The sequence below is a fragment of the Verrucomicrobiota bacterium genome (assembly GCA_037139415.1).
In the GTDB taxonomy this organism is placed as follows: Bacteria; Verrucomicrobiota; Verrucomicrobiia; order Limisphaerales; family Fontisphaeraceae; genus JBAXGN01.
This window is the reverse complement of the sequence record JBAXGN010000006.1, coordinates 61,796-80,511: the sequence shown is the minus strand read 5'-3', so window position 1 is coordinate 80,511 and position 18,716 is coordinate 61,796. Positions and strand designations below refer to the sequence as shown.

The window sequence follows — 18,716 nt, the reverse complement described above, 5'->3', positions numbered from 1 at the left end:
AAAGTTACGCAATTTTTTGCGCGAACGCAACATTTATCTTTACGAAGTCAAAGTAATACTGCGCGAGAAAATCCGCCCATTGCAGCTTGTTCGGTTTCCACGCCTTTACAGGATATTCCGGTGATTGCCGCCACGCTTTCTGTTCTTGGTTGTTATCCGTCACCGGGGAATCCTCCGGAGCAAAAGTGATCGCCATGGGCAAGGGCGAACGATCCGGCAACCGGAAGGGATAAACCTGAACCTCCAGGTCAAACGCGAAGGCCGTCTTCCCATCCGTCAGCACTTCCAACCGACCACGGTACACCCCCGGCGCCTGAGAAGCCGGCGCATTGACCCGTACCCAGAACGATTGCAGATCGCCTTCGGCGATATCCGTGGTGGATTGGAAATCCAGGATGGGATCCGGCCACCAGCCCACATGTGCGCTGCCATAAGGCGGCACCGACTTTGTTTCCACGTATCCCATCACCGCGGCGTGAAGATTGCTCGAAACCAGGCGCTGCCCGTTCTCCCCCTGCAAGTCGCCGATGCGCACCTGCACCTGCCGGACCGGACCACCAAACGGAGTAACCAACACTTGGAAGCTTTCCTTTTCATTGCGGGCCAGACTTAGTGTCACGCGATTAGTAAGCGCCGCATTAAAGGTCAATCCCAGCGGCAGGATTTTCTCCATGGACGTGGCGAATCCCACCGCAAGGTCCGGCTGGGCGGGATGGATCTGAGCCGTGGAACGGACCGCCTCAAACCCGGCACGGAAAGTCGCCAAGGACTCCAAGTGTTCCAGTTCTCCGCTAAGTGATACCACGGAGCGATCCGCATCCAGCACCGAGGCGTCGGCACGCGCAATGGCTGCTTTAAAGTCACCCACGCGTTTACCCAGCGGTTGCAAGGCATGGTCTGCCCAGTTTTTCAAGGCGGGCACGGCGGTCATTTGCTGCTGGAGATGCGTCCTGACCCGTGCCAGATCTTCATTCAGCGCCGCCAACTTGGGGGCTTGCACGGCGGCAAAATCCCGCAGAAATGAGGCCGGCAGTTCCGGCAGCGGTTCACCTTTTTTCAGCAGCATTATCCGGTCCATATACAAGGTCATGTCTCCCGGTGGCTCGGCGGTGAAAATGTGCAGGGCTCGCATCGCCGCGAGTTTGATTTTTTTCTCCGTCAGTTTGGCCAGCGGTACGACCACAGGTGCATAACTGAAAGGCGGCAGGTGAACCTGGTGGGAATACCCCTTGCGGAGCGGAATGGTGGTGTCCGCGAAAAATATGGAGAACCTTTGCGGACTGGCGCTCGCATTGAACACATCCACATATAGTCGGTCATAACCGGTCCAGTTGGTCAGTGACAGGTCGGCATCGAAGGCTGGCCATTGGGGCATGCCTTTTTTCCAGCCCGGCGTGGCGAATCGTAGCGCGTATTTCCCAGAGGAGGCGAAGTGCTCAGCCCGATCCACCGTTTTGCCGGGGCCCAGCGTGGATTTGTGTTCATCATGCAGGGCTTTCAGTTCGGCGGCGTCCTCAAAGTCAAACAGCATGGTCGCAGCCGGAGCAATACAGGCAGTCCCCAGCAGCAGGAACCACAATCCAAATAGCTTTTTCGCAGAGTGAAACATGGCGATAGCATACGCGAAAGAACCACTCATGGCAATCCCGGCCGGCAAGCCATTTTTTCTCCGCGCCTAATGACGTTACTGCCTAGCCATAGTGCGGCGACTTGCCAGAGGGAATTATGCGAGGCGCCCAGGCTGTGCCCATCGGGCCGGCGGCGTCGCGTCGTGTAGATTTCTTGTAGTCGTATGATCTGAGCAAAACGAATTTTTGGCGGGTTATGCCAGTAAAAAGGTTGGACAAAAGACCTGAAGCGATGCTACGGTGGCTGCGTTGCGGTGATTAAATTTGACTGAATGATTTATGAAAACAGCAGTTGTTTGCGGTGCAGGTGGTTTCATTGCCAGCCACTTGGTGAAACGCTTAAAACGCGAGGGCTACTGGGTGCGCGGCGTGGATATCAAATCGCCTGAATTTTCCCCTTCAGCAGCGGATGAATTTCGCGTTTTGGACCTGCGGGATGAGAAAAGCTGCCAGGAAGCCCTGAGCATTCCTCAAGGTACACCGGATGAGGTGTATCAGTTGGCTGCAGACATGGGCGGCATGGGTTTTATCCACTCGGCTGAATGCGAGATCATGCATAATAGCGTGTTGATTAATGTCCACATGACACATCACGCCGCATTGCGCGGAGTGAAACGTTACTTTTTCTCCTCTTCCGTCTGCGTTTATCGGGATATGAAACCCGGCGAGCCGGAAATGACGGAGGCCGAAGCTATTCCCGCGCATCCAGACAACGAGTATGGTTGGGAAAAGTTGTACTCCGAACGCATGGCGATGGCGTATGGACGGCGTCATGGCATGAAAGTGCGCATTGCGCGCTTCCAGAATTGTTATGGGCCAGAAGGCACATGGCGCGGCGGACGGGAAAAGGCGCCCGCGGCAATCTGCCGTAAAGTGGCCGGAGTGCCGGATGGCGGCACCGTTGAAATCTGGGGGGATGGCAGTGCGGTTCGCTCGTACACATACGTGGATGATATGGTGGATGGCATCTATCGCCTGATGCAATCAGATTTGGAGGGGGCGGTGAATATTGGGTGTCCCCAGTACGTGACGGTCCGGGAGCTGGTAGAAGCGGTGGCCCAGGTTTCTGGCAAGCAAATCACCATTAAATCCGTACCTGGTCCAGTCGGCGTGCAATCCCGAAATTTCAGTAACGCACGCATTTATAGTATCGGTTGGAAATCGCAATTTGATTTACTGGCGGGTATTCGGCAGACCTATCCGTGGATTACCCAACAGGTCAATGCCACCGGCCATAAGGAATAGTCAACACCCGAATCACTCCATCAGGGAGACGTCATGCAAGGTGAATCAAAATTTTACGAGCGCCTTTATATGACGGACGCAACTTACGGGTTAAGTCATTATGATGTGACTCGTTTGAGTTGTGCCGCTTGGATGGACGGAATTGCGTTTCTGTTTGGCGATCAACCGTTAGGCAGTGAAGTTGGCACCGAAAGCGTCACCTATGGATTTTGGCCGGAGGTTTTACAAGAGCGCTTGAAAAAAAATGATCTCTCCGGGCATATCCGTGATTTCACACCACGCTCATTGTGGTATCTGACGACGCACTGCGGATTTACCCATGCCGGATGGTGAGCGCAGAATGGGGTCGTATTCCCCACCATGAAACGAAATATTGATATTTTGCTGGAGTCGCCCCGGTTAAATCCGGGCAAAGCGGGTTTTGTCTACCTCATGTCCACCCCGGCTAACATGGATGGAAAATCCTGCGGGGGGCATACCCCGACACTGGATTTGCTGATCATTAACAATGGCACTCTGGCCAACCGGTCAGAATCCATCGGCGGCGGCGATCAGGTGGTAATGAAGATTATCCGGCTATCCGGGCTCAAGCCAGATTTGCTGGTGCCCCGGTCGGCCGTCTCGTTTGTGGCCGCGCACCGGCGCCTTTATCTCACAATGGGAAACTTGCCGCTCAATCTCATTGGGCTGATCATCCTTTTTTTGGTGCGGATTTTTCAAGGGTCGGTGAAAGGCCTGTTCAATCGGCATTGTTATGATGTCGCCTTGGGAGTTTCGCCGTACAGCGTGGACTTGATCCCCTTATGGTTTTGGAAAGCACGCCGCAAGGGAACCATCATTTATCATGTCATACCCGAACGCAAAGCGGTTAACTGGGCTACACGCCTGCGGTTTGCCGTGGCCGGTTTGGAACAACGAGTCACCGCTGCGATTCTTAGCCGGACCTGCGATTTCATCGTGGCTGGCAATGCGATCACCCAGGCTCAACTCCAGAAAAAATTTCCAGGCAAACAGGTGGTCATCCTCCATGCCGGGTTCAATGCCGCGACACTGGATGCCGTTCCCGACAGTGCGAAAGACCGGAATCTCGCCTGTTTCGTTGGGCGCTTGGTATCGCAAAAAGGCATCTTCGACCTCCTTCAGGTCATGGCCGTATTGCAAGTCAGTGACCCTGCGTTTCGCCTGATCATGGTGGGTACCGGACCGGAGCGGGAATTCTTTGAACTGGAGATGCACCGCTTGGGATTACGCAATATTACGCTGGCTGGGTTTCTTTCCGAATCGGAAAAGGTGGCGTTAATGAAAAAAGCCGGTTTCTTTTTCTTTCCCAGTTACGAGGAAGGATGGGGCATCGCGTTGGCGGAGGCGCTGTATTGTCAGTGCCAATGCGTCTGTTATGAATTACCGCATTATCGTGCCATCTTCAGCACCTATCCTGCCTATGCCAAGCTGGGGCAGCCCCAGGATTTTGTGACGGCTTTCCGGCAAGTTCAGCATCAGCCTACCGCCTCAGGGCAACAGGATTTTTTGCGCCAATACGACGATCCCAACATCGTGTCGCAGATGGTTGGACATTTGGAAACCATCGCCAAGCCGTAATCCGTAAATGTCGAAATGTGGACTTGCGGTTTACCACCAAAGGTTCGTTGAGGAAGGAGGCGCCCAGATATCAGCCGGGCCATAATTTGCCGGAAAAGTGAAAAATTGCACATGCCCATCCGCGTATGCAATGTTTACAGAACGTTTATCTCCATAGTTATGCCACTGGCTTCGCGCATCCTTCAAATCGCGATTCCCATGCCAGACCCACTCGGAAACCAGTATCTTGTTGGACGTACGGTCAATTGCGCTGGTTTTAACCGGCGCACCATATCCCTTGGCCGGATCGCTAAAGGCGGACAAATACTTTGTTTTAAAGGCATCTTGCCCCATGGGAATTTCATAGCTGTTTCCCAGCGTATCCCATAGGGGAGTATTCATATTGAACATCATATCTCCTTTGTCACGCGGGCAATGAAACGATTCCAATTGGTTGCCCATGTAAATATTGAGCGGTCGGTTGGTAGAATCGGTATTACCGCCCAAAACAGTACTGCTTCCCTTCTTTCCGCCCGAGCATGGATGATCCACCACGGTGGGATAGAAGTCTTCGTTGTCATCCGTGTACATGTAGATTGCCTGCGCAATTTGACGCTGATTGTTCAGGCATTGGATTCTGGCGGCTTTATCTTTGGCCCGGCTTAGAGCAGGCAATAACAAGGCTGCCAGAATGGCAATAATGGCTATAACCACCAAGAGTTCAATCAGCGTAAAACCATGCTGACCAAACGCCCACCCAGAAATACTGTTTCTTGGTTTGACCATACCTGACCATCTGCTCAGCACGAACTTCAAGCAAGCATATTTTTATCGGTATAACCGTGCTGCTTTGGCTCGCGCCGCAATTCAGACTTTAGTCATCTTAAAATTTACCACATCATACATGTTAAAAAGAAAACGGCAGAGAACCGAACGAAGTGGTATTAAATTTCTGATTCGATGCTGAAGATGCATCGAATGGGTTCCAAGTGAGGTCTCGACCGTGAATCCAAAATGTTTCATGCCATGAAAAGTTTTGTCGGTGAAGTGCTTTTCATGGTCGAACTGCGCCCAGGATAAATCACTAAAGGCAAAGGGGACTTGCCCCCAAAACACCCCCGCTGGCTTGAGAATCCGGTGGATTTCGCGTATCACCCCGGTCGTGTCACTAAGGTGTTCCAGCACATGCCACATGAGAACTTCATCTACTGTACCATCCTTCCACGGCCAGGGATAACACGTAAGGTTGACTGACTTAAATTGAGTTACTTGATTGTCGCCATACCCCTCACGATCGCCGTAATCGCAGTTGATGTAACCTTCTCGCAAGTCAGCGCCGCAGCCTAAGTTAAGTTTCATACGGTATTCGTTTTTCCTGCTGATTGGGTGTTGTTGTTTAGCTCGTCATTTTCAAAATACCCAAGCTCCGTGAAGCGATCTTGGTGAAATTTTAAAGAGTCGGAATTCCAATCCTTGCGAAAGCGACGGATGGCTTCCGCAAATTCGGAGTAATGCGCGCGAATTTGAAGCATGGCCTCTTCAATGGCAGCCATTTGCGGCTCCACCACGCGCGCAATCTGGAAACGTTCAAATTCGGCACTGAAGAAGTTGGTATCGGTAGTTACAAACGGCGTGTCGTTGGAAAGGTAGGCCAGGGTCTTGGATGGAAAACCATAATAGCTGTAACTGGCTGGTCCAGTGCATAAATACACCGCATACCCGCAAAAACAACGCACAATGACCTCCTGGATGCGGCGGTTATCACTTTGAACCCCGTGGAATACGGTCCCAGGGGGCGCGAGTGATATGATGGACTGAAGGTAGGGAGAGTCGCCAATAATGTTGAGCTTCCACTGGTGCCGCTTACAGATCTCGAACAGAATTTCGAGCGCATGGTCCTCGGAAGGATAACCTATGTAAACGACTTCTGCCCTGGCCCCTTCCACGCGGGCACTTTCGTTAATCGGCACCGGGACCACGAAATTTTTTGGATTAACCGCAGCATGAGGAATGCGGGGCGAAAGAACCCAGACTTGGTCAGCACGGCGCGCCACAAATTCGGCAAGTTTTCCCATGGACCAACGGTGAAAACGAATCCAAAAGGGGCCGCGCAGCGGCAGATAGTCGATAATGAAAATGATGAAACTTTGGGCTTTCCCCAACCGTTGCAACAACCAGCACGCCAACCCCGTGCTGGGCGCACCGGCCAGCAATATGTCAATTTTTTTGCCTTGTGCGTGACGCAAAACCAAGGTCACCGCCCGGCTGAAGTTCAACAGTCCAAAAAAATACGCATCGAAACGGTTGGTCCGGTGCCGCGGAATTTCGGGACCCATATAAATCAAACGCCTGTGTTCCCAGATTTCCACATGCTCGCCAAAACTGACTTGAATTAACGTCACACGGCCAAATATTGAAACCGCCTCCGCCCAACCGCGTTCATTGATTCCTATCCCTTGTACCATGACAATGTTTTTCATCAGCAACCTTAGCGTAAGAAAGGGTTTATGCTACATGAACAACGTTGCGGGGTGAAACATCCGGCCTCGCACCACCCACTCTGAGCAGGTCGTGTTTCTATCACCATTTGCCACTGCGTTGTTGTTCAAGCATTGCCGGACCATGGAAATACTTTAGCTTGCCGGATAAGGGTGTCAATTCCGCGTTTGATCGCGTTTAAAGAGACCGATCATGGAGATTGGCGTCCTCCAGGAATGACTCAATCCGACCATATCCAAAAAACATAAATCGCTTTGACATCATACGCTCACCCTTCTAGCCTCACCAACAGTTTATGAACTCGTTGATGGAAAATTTGAAAGGCAAGTTTACGGTCGTCAATCTCGGTTGCATTGGCGACAATGACTTTAACCTTCCTGCGCATCTGTGCCGCAGCCTAACCGTGGTGGAAATTGACGCCGAAGGCGGGGCGGAAACCACCAACAAATACCATCGCAAAATCGTGATCCAGAACCCCATCAATGATCGCCCCGGAAAATTCACCTTTCGCCGCAATAATTTTGCTGGAACGTGTTCTTTGCTGGAGCCACTGCCAGGCATGGTGGAGACGTATGGCTTGGAGCGATACTGTCAACTGCTTGAGCGGATGGAATGGGATTGCGACACAATTCCCAATTTGCTCAAATCAAACCAGGTAACCACGCTGGATTTCCTCAAAACCGACGTTGAAGGCTCTGACGCCGCCATCATTCGTAGCTGCAGCGAATATCTTGGTAAAACCTTGTTCATTCAAGCGGAACTGCGCTTTAAGCCGTTTTATCAAACAGAACCGTATTTCCATGAGGTTGTGAGCATGCTCTCGGAATACGGTTACGAAGTACTGGACCTTTTGCATATTGATCGTTGGAAATACAAAACACCTCACTGGTTGAGCCAAGTGGAAGGGCGAGCGATCTGGGCTGATTTTCTGTTTGTTTTAAAGCCTGAGCGGTTGGCTGGAACTTTCGGCGACGCTTTGCCCGAAGCCGTGGCCAAGCAAATCATTCTTGCCTGCATGATTGGAAAGCGTAACTATGGGGAATATCTGCTGCTAAAGTTCAAAACATCGCTCCCACCCGAGTGGATTGTGGAATTGGAGATGCTGGTAAAACCCAAGTTTCCCGGTTTTCGGCGTTTCGCCCAATCCTTGCGCCGAACTTTCCGCCCCATTGAACTGCTGCTAAAGCACCAGATTGGCCGCAGCCAGCACGTCAGCATACGCAGCTGAGCTGGTCAGGACGGAAGGTACCGCTGAAATCCACTGCCTGAATCGCAAATTAGTTTAATCCGGTATTGATTTCTTTCGATAGAAAAGGTAATCAAGGGATGTCAACTGTTCATGGTCAAAATCGTTTCCAATGATTGCTGCGATTTCTTGGACTTCGCTTTTGGAAAGTTCGATCAAAATCAGCCGAGTGCGTTTAATGGTGTTGGCCGCACCTCGGAGCACATTCAAGTCGTGGCCTTGGGTGTCGATCTTGAGCAGATCAATGTCATGTTCGATCAAGTCGTCCAAGCGCACACAATCCCTCTCAACGTGGCTTGTTCTTTTCCCCGGCTCAAGCGCCGCATCGGTATCCATTTCGCTCGAAAAATAAAACGGTTGGTGTCCAGCTTTATCCGATACCGCGAACGGATAAAACGTCACATTCTTACCGCTGAGGGGAACTTGGAGTTTAAATCTGGATTCCATCGCCGGGAGCGGCTCAAAAGCTTCTACCATGGCACCGGGATTTTTAGACAAAATCCAATAGGTGAACACGCCAGCGTTTGCCCCAACATCCACAATGCTTTTAAGGTTCGAGAGCAACCGATGATTCAGCGATTGTTCAACGAAGAAATCCCAGTAAGATATGAGTTCTTCTTTGGAAGCAATCTTGAATCCGTCTGGGGTTAAAAATGCTCCGTTTAAGTCGTGGGTGACAAAATATTCGAACCGTCGCAACAAAACCACCAATGCGAATTTCCTGTTTTGCCGGAAAATTCGTATTATTCCAAAAAGTGACGGTATTAAATGCAGTAAAAACTGCCGTATTCTTTCGATCATAAAAGATATTTCCCGATACTCTCTGCCAACCCAATAAACAGAATAGCACTGCGAACTGCCAATGCCTTGCGTTTGTTCTAATTCGCGATTACTGCCCCATGTCGTTCACAGTGGAGGCATGCTAGTATTCGCGCGAAAGGTCGTCAACCCCGAAATCACAACTCAAAGTTGGTTCACACCAAAGATTCGTTGCGAAAGGAGGCACCCAGATATCGGCGGGTCCATAACTTTCCGGAAAGGTGAAGAAATGCGTGTGTCGTCGTATCGAAATATTCAAAATAACTATTGACGGGCATTCTGTTTTGATTACTCTTGTAGGAGTATGCGAGTTAAAATGCTGCGTCGAGTGTTTGCCTTTACACTCATCGAATTACTGGTGGTAATTGCTATCATCGCGATTCTGGCTGGACTACTCCTGCCCGCCTTGGCCAAAGCCAAAGCCCAAGTATTTCTTAATGATTCTGTTTTCGTAATCACCATCGTTATCAGTCACAACTGCTACCGGTTTCGCAAGTTCTTTGGCAATATCCAGAAACCGAGGGAATGAAAGACCTCGAACATTTATGACATCCACACCGTCGCCGAGCGGCAATTTTCCATATTTTGTCAGAAAGGCTTTTTGAACTATGAGTTCATCCGACGGGCCTTCAACCAAAATAGTTCTTTTTGCCAGGATAAGTCGAAGAGTGTCATAACCAGACAGTTTTTTGAAATAGTCGTATGTTTCCGCTGGGAGTTTCGCCAAGCTGGTGTGTTTTTCGTTATGAAGAAGGGTTAATTTTTCAAGTCCCAGTTTGTTAAGCACATATGCACTGTGGGTCACAATAATTATCTGCTTGCCTTTGCATTTCTCACAAATCTTTTCTAGCAGAACGCTCATGGAGGAGAAGGAGAGATGGTTTTCAGGTTCTTCGATGAGAATGATGTTGGAATCCTTGGCCTGCCTCTCCAGGGCGAGCATAATTTTCAGTGCACTTTGTTCACCCTTGCCAATGAACTGAAAAGGTAATTCGTCCAAATGAGGTGTCAAAGCGTTTTCCCAATGGGTTTTCTGGGATGTGTCAATTGCGATAGCTAGATTCTTAGTGGTGATTGCCCCTTGTTTCTGAGTCAGCTTTTTGTTGATCGTATCTATTGCTGGCTCGGCAGAGAATTTCTCCTTTAAATTGCGGTAGGCAACCGCAAGTGCCACTTTTTCTTTTGAATCAAGGCTGCCCGCGATAATGTCTTGGAGAAAATAGTCAGCCCCACTCTGAAGGCGGATGGTAGTGGCATCGATATTCGAGATGGCGATTGGTAGGCTACGCGACGTAATGGCATTACCAGAAAAGCCGTACCAACCTACCTTGTAATATTCTACCGGCACAGCCTTTATCTCTTTCCGATTGTCCAATAGTTTCCCATATTCCTCCGCATATTGGTCGTCGAATTCAATGGTCAACTTGAGACCTATTTCATCTGTCCTCTTTGAGTTGTTCTGCCCCCGCAATGGAGCCAAGGCTGCCACTTCACTGAAGTACAGTTCAATTTCGATCATTGGCATCTCGGGATTCCTTCCCTCTGCCAGAGCCTTTAGGTAATCTAAAGTGCACTGCTTGTTGAAGAGATGCGAAGACAGTTCATACTCAACGGTTTTCCCATTGATCCTTTTGGTCAGTGCCAAGGCAATTGCTTCCAGAATGGTTGATTTGCCCGCCTCGTTGTTTCCCACAATGACATTCAAATCTCCGTTTAATGGAAGATCAAGCGTCTGGAAAACCTTGAAGTTTTTTATGTGAATGCTGGTTATCATTTTGATTACAGGAAAGGCACGGAATTATTTGCGTGAAAAGCTTTATGTTCGTCGAACACGAATCGTCTCATTCATGCCGTCAACCATTAGCTCGGGTCCGTTAATACCATCAACAATAATGGCTTGAGGACGATATTCATAATGGTACACGTATTTGTATTCAGTGGGGACCCAAATTCTACCGCTTTGAAATTCGAAGCGTACGTTTTGATCAAATCCATTGAATTCTGAAACAATTACGCCGTCTTCCAAGATGCTGACCTGCACAACCGGAACAACTTCGTCCATACCTTCGATTGCAATGTAAAAAGTTCCATCGGCTTGGTAAATACGAACATCTGGGCGGTATTTATACCTATACGTGTATTTATGTACTTTTTGTTGCCAGGCTTGGCCATTAGTCAGCTTAAATACCGCACCTCCATTAAAACCAGTACATGTCCCTTGAATTTTACTGATAATTTCTGTGCTCATGCCGGTTATTATAACTCTAAACCGGGTTCTATGTCACGCTTTTTGTACCTCCCGGAGCTGTAATATTTGGGAGGCCTCCAGCAAAGCTGGAGGGTTTCCTTTGGGACTAATATTAAATCCTATGAAGAAAAAATTTGCTCCAACGGGAATTTATTCCTCCGAGTCGGCCTTGGCCCATTTGGCGATTTGTCGTGAAATAACCTCAATTGCGTCCTCTATCTCCTGGAGCTTTTTCATGACTTGGTTGTACTCATTGGAACAACCACTATTGTTGCGCTTAATCAAACTCTGGAACCATTGTTTGATCAACACACGGAATGGAAGATACTGGTGAACTATTTTGTTCGGTTTTTTCATGCGTACAGAATAAACGCCGGAGATGCGCCACCAAAGACGCTGTAATATGACCAATACGGCAATGAACATCAGAGGACAATTAATGAAAAGCACAGACTATGACGTAAAATAAAACACAAAAACGAGCGAACGAAAGGCGGGAACCAACTGTATCTCCTATATTAAATAGATGCACACGAGATCACGTGGCCAGTTAGCGTTTCTTGGCTATAGCCAACGATTCTGGGATGGGCACGCCTGGTAACCGATATTGCCTTTCCATTATGGTCCGGGAGACCGAGCCGCGGTATTTGGAGTCAAAGTGCAAAAGATCTGGGAATGGAGTGAGTTCAAATCGATCCATCTCCTCTGCGTAAAAATACCCTAACAAAACAAAAAGCCCGGCCAGCGAGTTTAGGGTATTTAACTGGTTGGCCTCCTTGTAGTAACGGTGACGTTGGTGTTTCACGTTGTTGTAGTATTGCCACCACACTGGATTCTGTCCCTTCGCCCAAGCGACCCATGGAACGAGGGCAATTGTGGCACGGGAAATGTTTACGGAAACCGTGGAGAAAGCTGGATATTTCGCTGTCAGCTCAGCCCGGTATTCGTTGATGTTGGCTGCTTTCGATGAGGGTGATATCTTAATGCATAACTGCTTTGCGACAACGTCGATTTCAGAGCCGATGGCCAGTAGCAGGCGCACGAACTCCACCGAGAATGCGTGGTGGTTTTCGGAGGCGATTTCCACGTATCTGCCGGTTTTCTGCACATCATCGCAGAGGGCGAGAAAGTAGTCCCAGTGAGGTGTCGTCATATTTCCTCTGTCAATCGCGCCGGAGTGAATGCTGCTGGATTGCTTCGAGGACTATGGCCAAGACCAAGCAAAGTCCGTTATTACGGACGCCCGTCTTGCGGCCTTCACGGCCATCGAGAGCGCTGGCGGCGTCGCGCAAGGCAGCCTCGGCCTCTGCAAGTTCGGCTGGATCAAGGTTGTACAGTGTGAGGTCCGCATAGTCCCCGTAGCGCTGACGAAGGAAAGCGATCAACTGGCCACGTTCTGCGGCGGCGTGTATCTCCGCAAAAGAGATATTGAGTTCGGGGCATTTGTCGATTACCGCCGTTGTTTCGAAGCCAAGGCAGGTGAGTGAGGATAAGCGCATATGAGTATTGGAGTCTAGTTAGTGGTTTAGGTGGTTGTGTTGCCGACAGTTGAGCCGGAATTTGATGTTGGTTTAAGGGTGTGTGGGTGGTGTTGGTGGAATCAATTCAACAGGAGTAGCTGGAGATGTCGGGTTGAAGCGGTAGATTGTTTGAAACACTTTGTGCCAGCCTCCGGTATTCTCATGGTCGGGGTCTTTTTGAATCGCTTCAGCAGAGGATGCCCCGCGCTCGCCCCAGACAGCCCAAATCAGGTCGAGGTTGTGGGCATCGAGATAGCGACGGAGCAAGTCCTCGCGGATAAAGAACATCTCCTGGCTGTTATTATACCCGCGACTCTTGTCGGCGACGCTGAGTGTGGCCCGGTCATCCTGTTCGGTAAACAGGTCGAACGCCTGCGGGCGACCGACCAGCCCAAGAGCGTTTGCGATTTGTTTGGTCAGGACGATGGCGTGTATTCGCTCGGTCTCAAAGTCGCGCCCCTCCCACCCAAAATCCACAACGGGCATTTGGACGGTGATTTCCTTGGTTTCGTCTTCAAGTTCCTCGACGTCCACCTCAGTTTCGCGTCTTTCGAGACGCTCAAATTCCTCGGGTGAAAGTTGTCTTCCGCCGTCGATCACCAAAGTATCGTCGCCCCACAGTCCGTACCGCGCGACATCGATTACGCTTAAGCCGGTTGGATTGCCGTCTAAGTAGAAATCCGTACGCATCCGTTTCATGGTTATTTGCCGTTGGGCGGTGACGAAAGAAAGTGTTGTAGTTGAATCAGCCGGGTACGTTCCACACCAAGGATTTTCGCCAGCGAAGGCGTAGATCACGTTCGGCTTTTCAGGGAGCCAGCGCCCCCCGAGATGTTGATTGCTCAGCAGGCACCCCAATGTCGCTGAATCCTGACGCGGGACCAAGAATGCCCGCGTGAAGCAAAACAGCCTGCGGCCAAGAGCGTCGTTTTGCTGCGTAACGAAGCCGTCGAGAGCGAGCCATGGACCGGATTGGCCGTGAACTTCATCGGGGCGAAGGTAGGGGCTGATGTCTGGAGTAGCGCCGTTCTGGATCCAATCCCGAAGCGGCATGGCCGTGTCTCCAAGGAAATCGGCGGAGATGAGAGAGTGGTCAGGCAAAGGGGCTGGAAAGCTGGGATCAAAGTCAATGCACCAGGGCCTGCCGCTATCTTCGATGTTTTTGAAGGCTCCGTGGTCACGAAGCAGGCCAGCCATTTCGTGATAGGCTATCCAAGAATATTTTTTTCCGTACCGTTCAGTTTTGGAGCCGTCGCGTGCCGAGCGACCTTCTGAGTGGGCTCTACTGATAGATCGGTCAACCTCCGAAAAACGCTCGGCGGACCACCCGAGCTGTTCAATTCGCCAAAGTATCTGAGCCCTTACCTTTTTATAGCCTGCGTGTTGAAAATCGTAATTCTCCCGCCCTGGAACGAGGCGCCCCAACGTGTAATTGGCGAAATCGACGTAAAATGGTGTTCCGAGGTCGAGAGGCTCGCCCTGTTCGCTGGCGCTCTCCTGCCACTGGCGAAGCCCGACGTCTTGGTAGGGCGGAGTGTAACGCGCCCGCTCGGCTGGTGAGAACAGTTGCGGGTTGTGCAGGGAAGCAAGTTCCAGCAGTCTCCGGGCGTACTCGGTCGTCAAAAGGTGGGTTGTGCCACACGGTGCGTGCTCTTTAAACATTAAGTCGTAGAGCTCGCGTCCAAATTCTTGCAGTGGACCTGAACGAAACGCCGGGTCTGTGCTGGTATGGCATGCCATTGCCACGCCGTAAGCGACCGCAAGCATCCGCTCGGGTACATACGGGTCGTTTATCGTGAGAGACTCACGTACTAATTGCAGGAAGGCCTCAGGTTCTCCCCGGCCGAACCAATATAATGCGCGAGTTGCCTTGGTCCGGAGGGCTTGGATTGTACTGGTGAGCAGCCACATCAACCATTTTGCCCGAAGCCGGTCATTCTGGCTCCGCCCAGTCTGGGATACCTGCCATCGTGCTCCTAATTCGTGGGCGTTCTTTCGCAAGGCATCGCTGTTTCTCCGGACCCATTCGGTCCAGACGAGGTCACGCTGTGCGACTGACATAGTACAGAGTGTTGTGTCAAGAAACTGGGCATTGAGGGGATGGTTGGGTAGGCCACGGTTCCGGAGCACGCGGATAAAGAGGTTCCCCGCCCCCAGTTTATTCTCGCGAACGATATCAGCAAGGGCGTTTACGGTGGCGCCGTCAAGGTACTTTCCTTCCAAATCTGCCGCCATTCGCAGAGTGACGCTTCGGAGCGGCTCGCCAGCTAACTGCCATAGCTGCACGTGCAACCGCCGAGGTACAAGTCCGACTAGCGCTCGCACGGTGTCGAGTGCGAGCGGGTGGCAGTCCGGACCTTCGCCATTCAGAGCAGAGTGTGTTGAGGCTTCGTTAAGCCAGGTTGCCAGCGTGGATGCGCTGTGTTTCGGGAGGAGAGAATTGCCGATCAAGTAGCCGCCCAGCGCATCGTAAACTGGAGCAACGTCCTGTTCGCCCGGCCGTCCGCCGGGGAATCGTAATATAACGCCCTCTTGCTCGAGCAAGTGAACGACGCTCTCATTCCACGGGCGGGCGTCGTCTCCGATTATTTTCCGGAGGACCGATTCGGGAAGTTGACGTTCCTTTGTTTTCCAAAGCTCCGTTCCGAACACATCGAGCACATTCCGGATGTCCTGCTCGTAATACCGGCGGTGCCGGGGCGATAGTTCGGAGATACGTGCAATTGCGACGTCCAAGTATTTTCCGAACAGGCCGGTTAGAGTGCCCGACGCGGACTCAAGGATCACCTCGCGCTTCCGTTCGGGGTTCGTGACTTCGCAAAAGATCCGAAGGGTTAGCGGATGGCTCAGCAACTCGAATGGTAACTCGGCGTCCCCTCGGTTAATTCGGAAGAGTGAAAAATACTTGTCGATCGCAGCTAGCGTGTCGCCAGCAAATCCTTGGCTTTCAACCTGCGGGATGTGATCGGGCAGAGCTTGGTGAGCGAAATCTAATCTAGCGGGTGTTTCAGATCGGTGAGCACGCAACTCGCGATCCATCGGGCGGCGTGCACCGGTTCGAACAGTTACGACTAGCAAAACGTGTGGGAGTTGCTTCAGATAGGTTTCAACTGCGGCGAGTTGTGGCTTCCAATCCTTGGGAGCCTCCGCTTCGTTGAGACCGTCAATCACTATAGGCAAACGGCAACAGGCTCGCTCGCCAGCAGCATTTAGAGCGGTAAGGAGAGCTACCATACTCGGGGCCGGTTTGCCATGAATTGTGATTGCTCTCGCGAGGTCGTCCAATGTCCGCCCAGAGTGGAGTTCCCGACCGTGAAAAAGAAGACCGGCAGGTCGGCAGGTCATGGGCGCGGTAAGTTGCGCCGCCAGTTGTGTCTTGCCTCCGCCAGCATCGGCCACAATGCTGATGAGCGGGGTGCTAAGTTGTTCGTTCAGTTCTCCGAGGAGGCGAACGCCTAGCTTCATGTCCGCCAGCGCATTTGTGGCTTCCAAGCCGCAGGCGAGACGTGCTCCCCGAAGCCGCCTAGGGGTAACGTCGAGTTCGCGACTAACACATTTGGGGGCGGCCTCGAGCTGCTGGCGGAGAACTTGAAGGTTCCCGCTCCTCAGAGACTCGTAAATTGAAGCTAACTCAGTGCTGACATATCTGACGGCTTCGATGAAGGCAGTCGTCGATGTGGCAAGAGGCTCGGTGAGGGCGCGAGGTTCATTCGCAATCAGTGCTGCTGCCTTGCGGGTGGCAGCGCTGATGGCAGCTAGTTGGTCCCACGAGTCCGCTTCCCCGAGCATTTGCCGGAGCAAACGCTCTGCTTCAACGGCCTGATGCGCTTCAGGGAGCCATCGTCGGCCGATTTGCGCCACGGATGCGGTGTGGGACTGCTCCAAGATCTGGGACGTCAAAACAAGCTCGCCGAGGTACGTATGCTTGAGTAATTCTCCATCGCCGGAAAGATGGTGCTCAACGTCGGCAGAGTTCCAGAGGTGGAGTCGAAAGTCAGTCGTTTGGCCGTAAAACCATTCCTGATCGCTTTTGGTAAGGGTGTGGCGCGTCCAGAGAACCCAATCGGTTAGGCCCGGCAGGGACTTCTTCGTTTTTACCAATGCCTCGCTTATCTGCTGTCGGCGTGCGGCTCCTAACTGGTTGCCTACCGGCAAATCGTACCATCGACACTGCCACCCAAACCATTGATTCGCCTCGCCGAGTGTGCAGGCGCTCCGTAGCTCAAGATGAAACTCTACGCCCGGCTGATTTGCCAACGCTGCGAAGCGCCCGTAGCGGGCATAGTGAACCAATATCAGTGAGCGACAAAGGATTTCGAAATTGTGCTGCTGACTTCCTGGGAGTTTTTCGAATTCTGTCCAATTAACCATTGGGTGGTTCCTCTCCACTCGTTCGGCGGCCTTCGCCGGTACCTGGATGGTTGTGCGCGGAGTACACTTCTACTCGTGCCCCCTGGTTCAGCAGGAGTTTTAGGAATGCTGAAACCTCAATTTCGTCGGTCGTAATCACGACTGTCTTGCCCTTTGTTTCGGAGCGAATGTCGTATGTAAACTGGTCGAGTTCAGCGGGACCGGGGCTGTAAAACTGGAGTTTCTCCAGAACAGTCCTCGCGCCATCGGAGTATTTCTCCGCGTCACGCTGGCTGTTCTCCGGCGCGCCCATTACATCAGTAAGCTCGTCAATTGCGCTCTTCGCTTTTTGGGCGGATACAGTATCTTTGAAGTGGCCGATCATGACCAAGTTCATTGAGTGCTCTGAGCCGTATCCATGCCAGATTTTCATAGTGTTTCTTTGGTTGATGTTAGTTCTTGGAGTTCGGAAAGAGCATGCATGATACCTACGGCACGTATCGTCACACCGTGGCCGTCAAACGAAGTTCGTTTCAATGTCCCGGTCGCGTCAATATGGGCATATGCATTTAGCCCTGTCTCCTCCGGAAGTGGATTGCAAGTCGGAAGACCATCCGCCCCTGCCTCGGCTACCGTTAATACAAGAGGCCCCCGGTAACGTTGAATCCAATTTTGTAGAGCCGTAGCTGTACCAGGATCAATGCCTGAGGTAGTGGCGGTTGGGAATTCAGGCAGAAGAAGAAACTCTGATGCGCCAATTTTCGCTGACAAATCCGTAGCGGCGTCTAAATCAGAGACCGTCCGAGAGTTGACAAGGAAGTTGATCCCGAACGGGGCCAAATCGCGGAGGTATTGGAGCTTGGAACACAACTCTGCAAAGGGGCGGCCACGGAGAGCCTCATACGTTTGGCCTACACCGTCCATGCTGACCCGGACAAAATGCACGTTGCCGGTGAGGGCACGGATAAGATCATAATCCAAGTGGTGTCCATGAGTAGTAAGAGTTACCGCCAAACCAGTAGCATGCGTTGTCTGCCGACAGAGATCAGGAAGCTGGCGGTACAGCGTTGGTTCTCCGCCTCCAAAGCCAACTCCTAAGCACCCATTCCTGTCGAGTTCCCGCAACCAATCCAAGAGTTGATTCAAAGGTAAAGTCGCTGGCATCTTTGAAGTGAAGCAGAACGGGCAAGAGAGGTCACAGGTGTTTGTCAACGCAATCGACACTTGCCGCGGTGCCTTGGACCACTCAGTCGGTGGAAGGAGGATTTCGTCCGCAAGGATATTTATGCCGTGCCTGCGGTTAAACAGGTGGACCCCGTCAGGTCCCACCCGGATCTTCAAATTCGAATGGGATGCAGCACGAATCGGCGCGACGGATTGAGCTATAGCGTTAGCAGAGTGATATGATGGCACGGGGAGCCGCATAATGTTTTTGGATTCAATCTGATGGCACAGGTGGACAGCTAAAGTGCGAAGCAGAGAAAAGCGGCTTGGAAACTGGCATCACCAGTTTATTCATGCGGTCTTTTCGTTCAACCTTCATAGTTCATAGGATGAAACATTGGCATAGCAACATCCTGCCA

General features: G+C 51.5%; 18 protein-coding genes. 6 read left to right on the top strand and 12 right to left on the bottom strand.

What is annotated here, in order from left to right; all coding sequences use genetic code 11:
• Positions 1-4 precede the first annotated feature (4 nt).
• Positions 5-1,639, bottom strand: a complete 1,635-nt coding sequence (locus WCO56_02275) for a glycoside hydrolase domain-containing protein (protein MEI7728362.1) — start codon at positions 1,637-1,639, stop codon at positions 5-7.
• A 268-nt stretch (positions 1,640-1,907) separates the two neighbouring features.
• On the opposite strand from WCO56_02275, the gene WCO56_02270 reads away from it, so the two are divergent.
• The 3 genes from WCO56_02270 to WCO56_02260 are packed head-to-tail and all read left to right on the top strand — an operon-like array spanning position 1,908 to position 4,472.
• Complete coding sequence (locus WCO56_02270; GenBank protein ID MEI7728361.1) at positions 1,908-2,873, top strand: NAD-dependent epimerase/dehydratase family protein; 966 nt, start codon at positions 1,908-1,910, stop codon at positions 2,871-2,873.
• Positions 2,874-2,906: 33 nt separating this feature from the next.
• The gene (locus WCO56_02265) at positions 2,907-3,206 is read left to right on the top strand and encodes a hypothetical protein (GenBank protein ID MEI7728360.1); all 300 of its coding nucleotides are present in this window, start codon (positions 2,907-2,909) and stop codon (positions 3,204-3,206) included.
• 27 nt (positions 3,207-3,233) lie between these two features.
• The gene (locus WCO56_02260) at positions 3,234-4,472 is read left to right on the top strand and encodes a glycosyltransferase (GenBank protein ID MEI7728359.1); all 1,239 of its coding nucleotides are present in this window, start codon (positions 3,234-3,236) and stop codon (positions 4,470-4,472) included.
• A gap of 30 nt (positions 4,473-4,502) precedes the next feature.
• On the opposite strand, the gene WCO56_02255 is transcribed toward WCO56_02260, so the two are convergent.
• Genes WCO56_02255 through WCO56_02245 form a run of 3 tightly spaced genes read right to left on the bottom strand, consistent with a single transcriptional unit; the run spans position 4,503 to position 6,421 of the window.
• Positions 4,503-5,258, bottom strand: coding sequence for a prepilin-type N-terminal cleavage/methylation domain-containing protein (locus tag WCO56_02255; protein MEI7728358.1), 756 nt, complete (start codon positions 5,256-5,258; stop codon positions 4,503-4,505).
• Positions 5,259-5,318: 60 nt separating this feature from the next.
• On the bottom strand, positions 5,319-5,810 hold the full coding sequence (locus WCO56_02250) for a methyltransferase domain-containing protein (protein ID MEI7728357.1): 492 nt from the start codon (positions 5,808-5,810) through the stop codon (positions 5,319-5,321).
• Positions 5,807-6,421, bottom strand: a complete 615-nt coding sequence (locus WCO56_02245) for a hypothetical protein (protein MEI7728356.1) — start codon at positions 6,419-6,421, stop codon at positions 5,807-5,809. The genes WCO56_02250 and WCO56_02245 overlap by 4 nt, the downstream gene beginning before the upstream one ends.
• A 114-nt stretch (positions 6,422-6,535) precedes the next feature.
• On the opposite strand from WCO56_02245, the gene WCO56_02240 reads away from it, so the two are divergent.
• Together WCO56_02240 and WCO56_02235 are read left to right on the top strand one after the other, a co-directional pair.
• Entirely contained in the window at positions 6,536-6,847 is a 312-nt protein-coding gene (locus tag WCO56_02240) for a hypothetical protein (protein MEI7728355.1), read from the top strand.
• 398 nt (positions 6,848-7,245) lie between these two features.
• Entirely contained in the window at positions 7,246-8,178 is a 933-nt protein-coding gene (locus tag WCO56_02235) for an FkbM family methyltransferase (protein MEI7728354.1), read from the top strand.
• Between the two features lie 54 nt (positions 8,179-8,232).
• Here the strand turns inward: WCO56_02235 and WCO56_02230 are convergent, their stop codons facing one another.
• From WCO56_02230 to WCO56_02210, 5 genes are all read right to left on the bottom strand, one after another.
• A complete protein-coding gene (locus tag WCO56_02230) occupies positions 8,233-8,997 on the bottom strand; it encodes an FkbM family methyltransferase (GenBank protein MEI7728353.1) in 765 nt (254 codons plus the stop codon).
• Positions 8,998-9,406: 409 nt separating this feature from the next.
• Positions 9,407-10,789 (bottom strand): AAA family ATPase, encoded by a 1,383-nt coding sequence (locus WCO56_02225; GenBank protein MEI7728352.1) that lies wholly within the window; start codon positions 10,787-10,789, stop codon positions 9,407-9,409.
• Positions 10,790-10,831: 42 nt separating this feature from the next.
• Entirely contained in the window at positions 10,832-11,263 is a 432-nt protein-coding gene (locus WCO56_02220; protein MEI7728351.1) for a hypothetical protein, read from the bottom strand.
• Positions 11,264-11,413: 150 nt separating this feature from the next.
• Positions 11,414-11,689 carry a hypothetical protein gene (locus WCO56_02215; GenBank protein ID MEI7728350.1) on the bottom strand — a complete coding sequence of 92 codons (276 nt, stop codon included), beginning with the start codon at positions 11,687-11,689 and terminating at the stop codon, positions 11,414-11,416.
• A gap of 124 nt (positions 11,690-11,813) precedes the next feature.
• Positions 11,814-12,416, bottom strand: coding sequence for a hypothetical protein (locus tag WCO56_02210; GenBank protein ID MEI7728349.1), 603 nt, complete (start codon positions 12,414-12,416; stop codon positions 11,814-11,816).
• A 28-nt stretch (positions 12,417-12,444) separates the two neighbouring features.
• Between WCO56_02210 and WCO56_02205 the strand changes: the two genes are divergently transcribed.
• A complete protein-coding gene (locus tag WCO56_02205) occupies positions 12,445-12,750 on the top strand; it encodes a hypothetical protein (protein MEI7728348.1) in 306 nt (101 codons plus the stop codon).
• An 84-nt stretch (positions 12,751-12,834) separates the two neighbouring features.
• Here the strand turns inward: WCO56_02205 and WCO56_02200 are convergent, their stop codons facing one another.
• Genes WCO56_02200 through WCO56_02190 form a run of 3 tightly spaced genes read right to left on the bottom strand, consistent with a single transcriptional unit; the run spans position 12,835 to position 18,558 of the window.
• Positions 12,835-17,154 (bottom strand): hypothetical protein, encoded by a 4,320-nt coding sequence (locus tag WCO56_02200; GenBank protein ID MEI7728347.1) that lies wholly within the window; start codon positions 17,152-17,154, stop codon positions 12,835-12,837.
• Positions 17,147-17,566, bottom strand: a complete 420-nt coding sequence (locus WCO56_02195) for a DUF6375 family protein (GenBank protein ID MEI7728346.1) — start codon at positions 17,564-17,566, stop codon at positions 17,147-17,149. The genes WCO56_02200 and WCO56_02195 overlap by 8 nt, the downstream gene beginning before the upstream one ends.
• Positions 17,563-18,558 (bottom strand): radical SAM protein, encoded by a 996-nt coding sequence (locus WCO56_02190; GenBank protein MEI7728345.1) that lies wholly within the window; start codon positions 18,556-18,558, stop codon positions 17,563-17,565. The genes WCO56_02195 and WCO56_02190 overlap by 4 nt, the downstream gene beginning before the upstream one ends.
• Positions 18,559-18,716 lie beyond the last annotated feature (158 nt).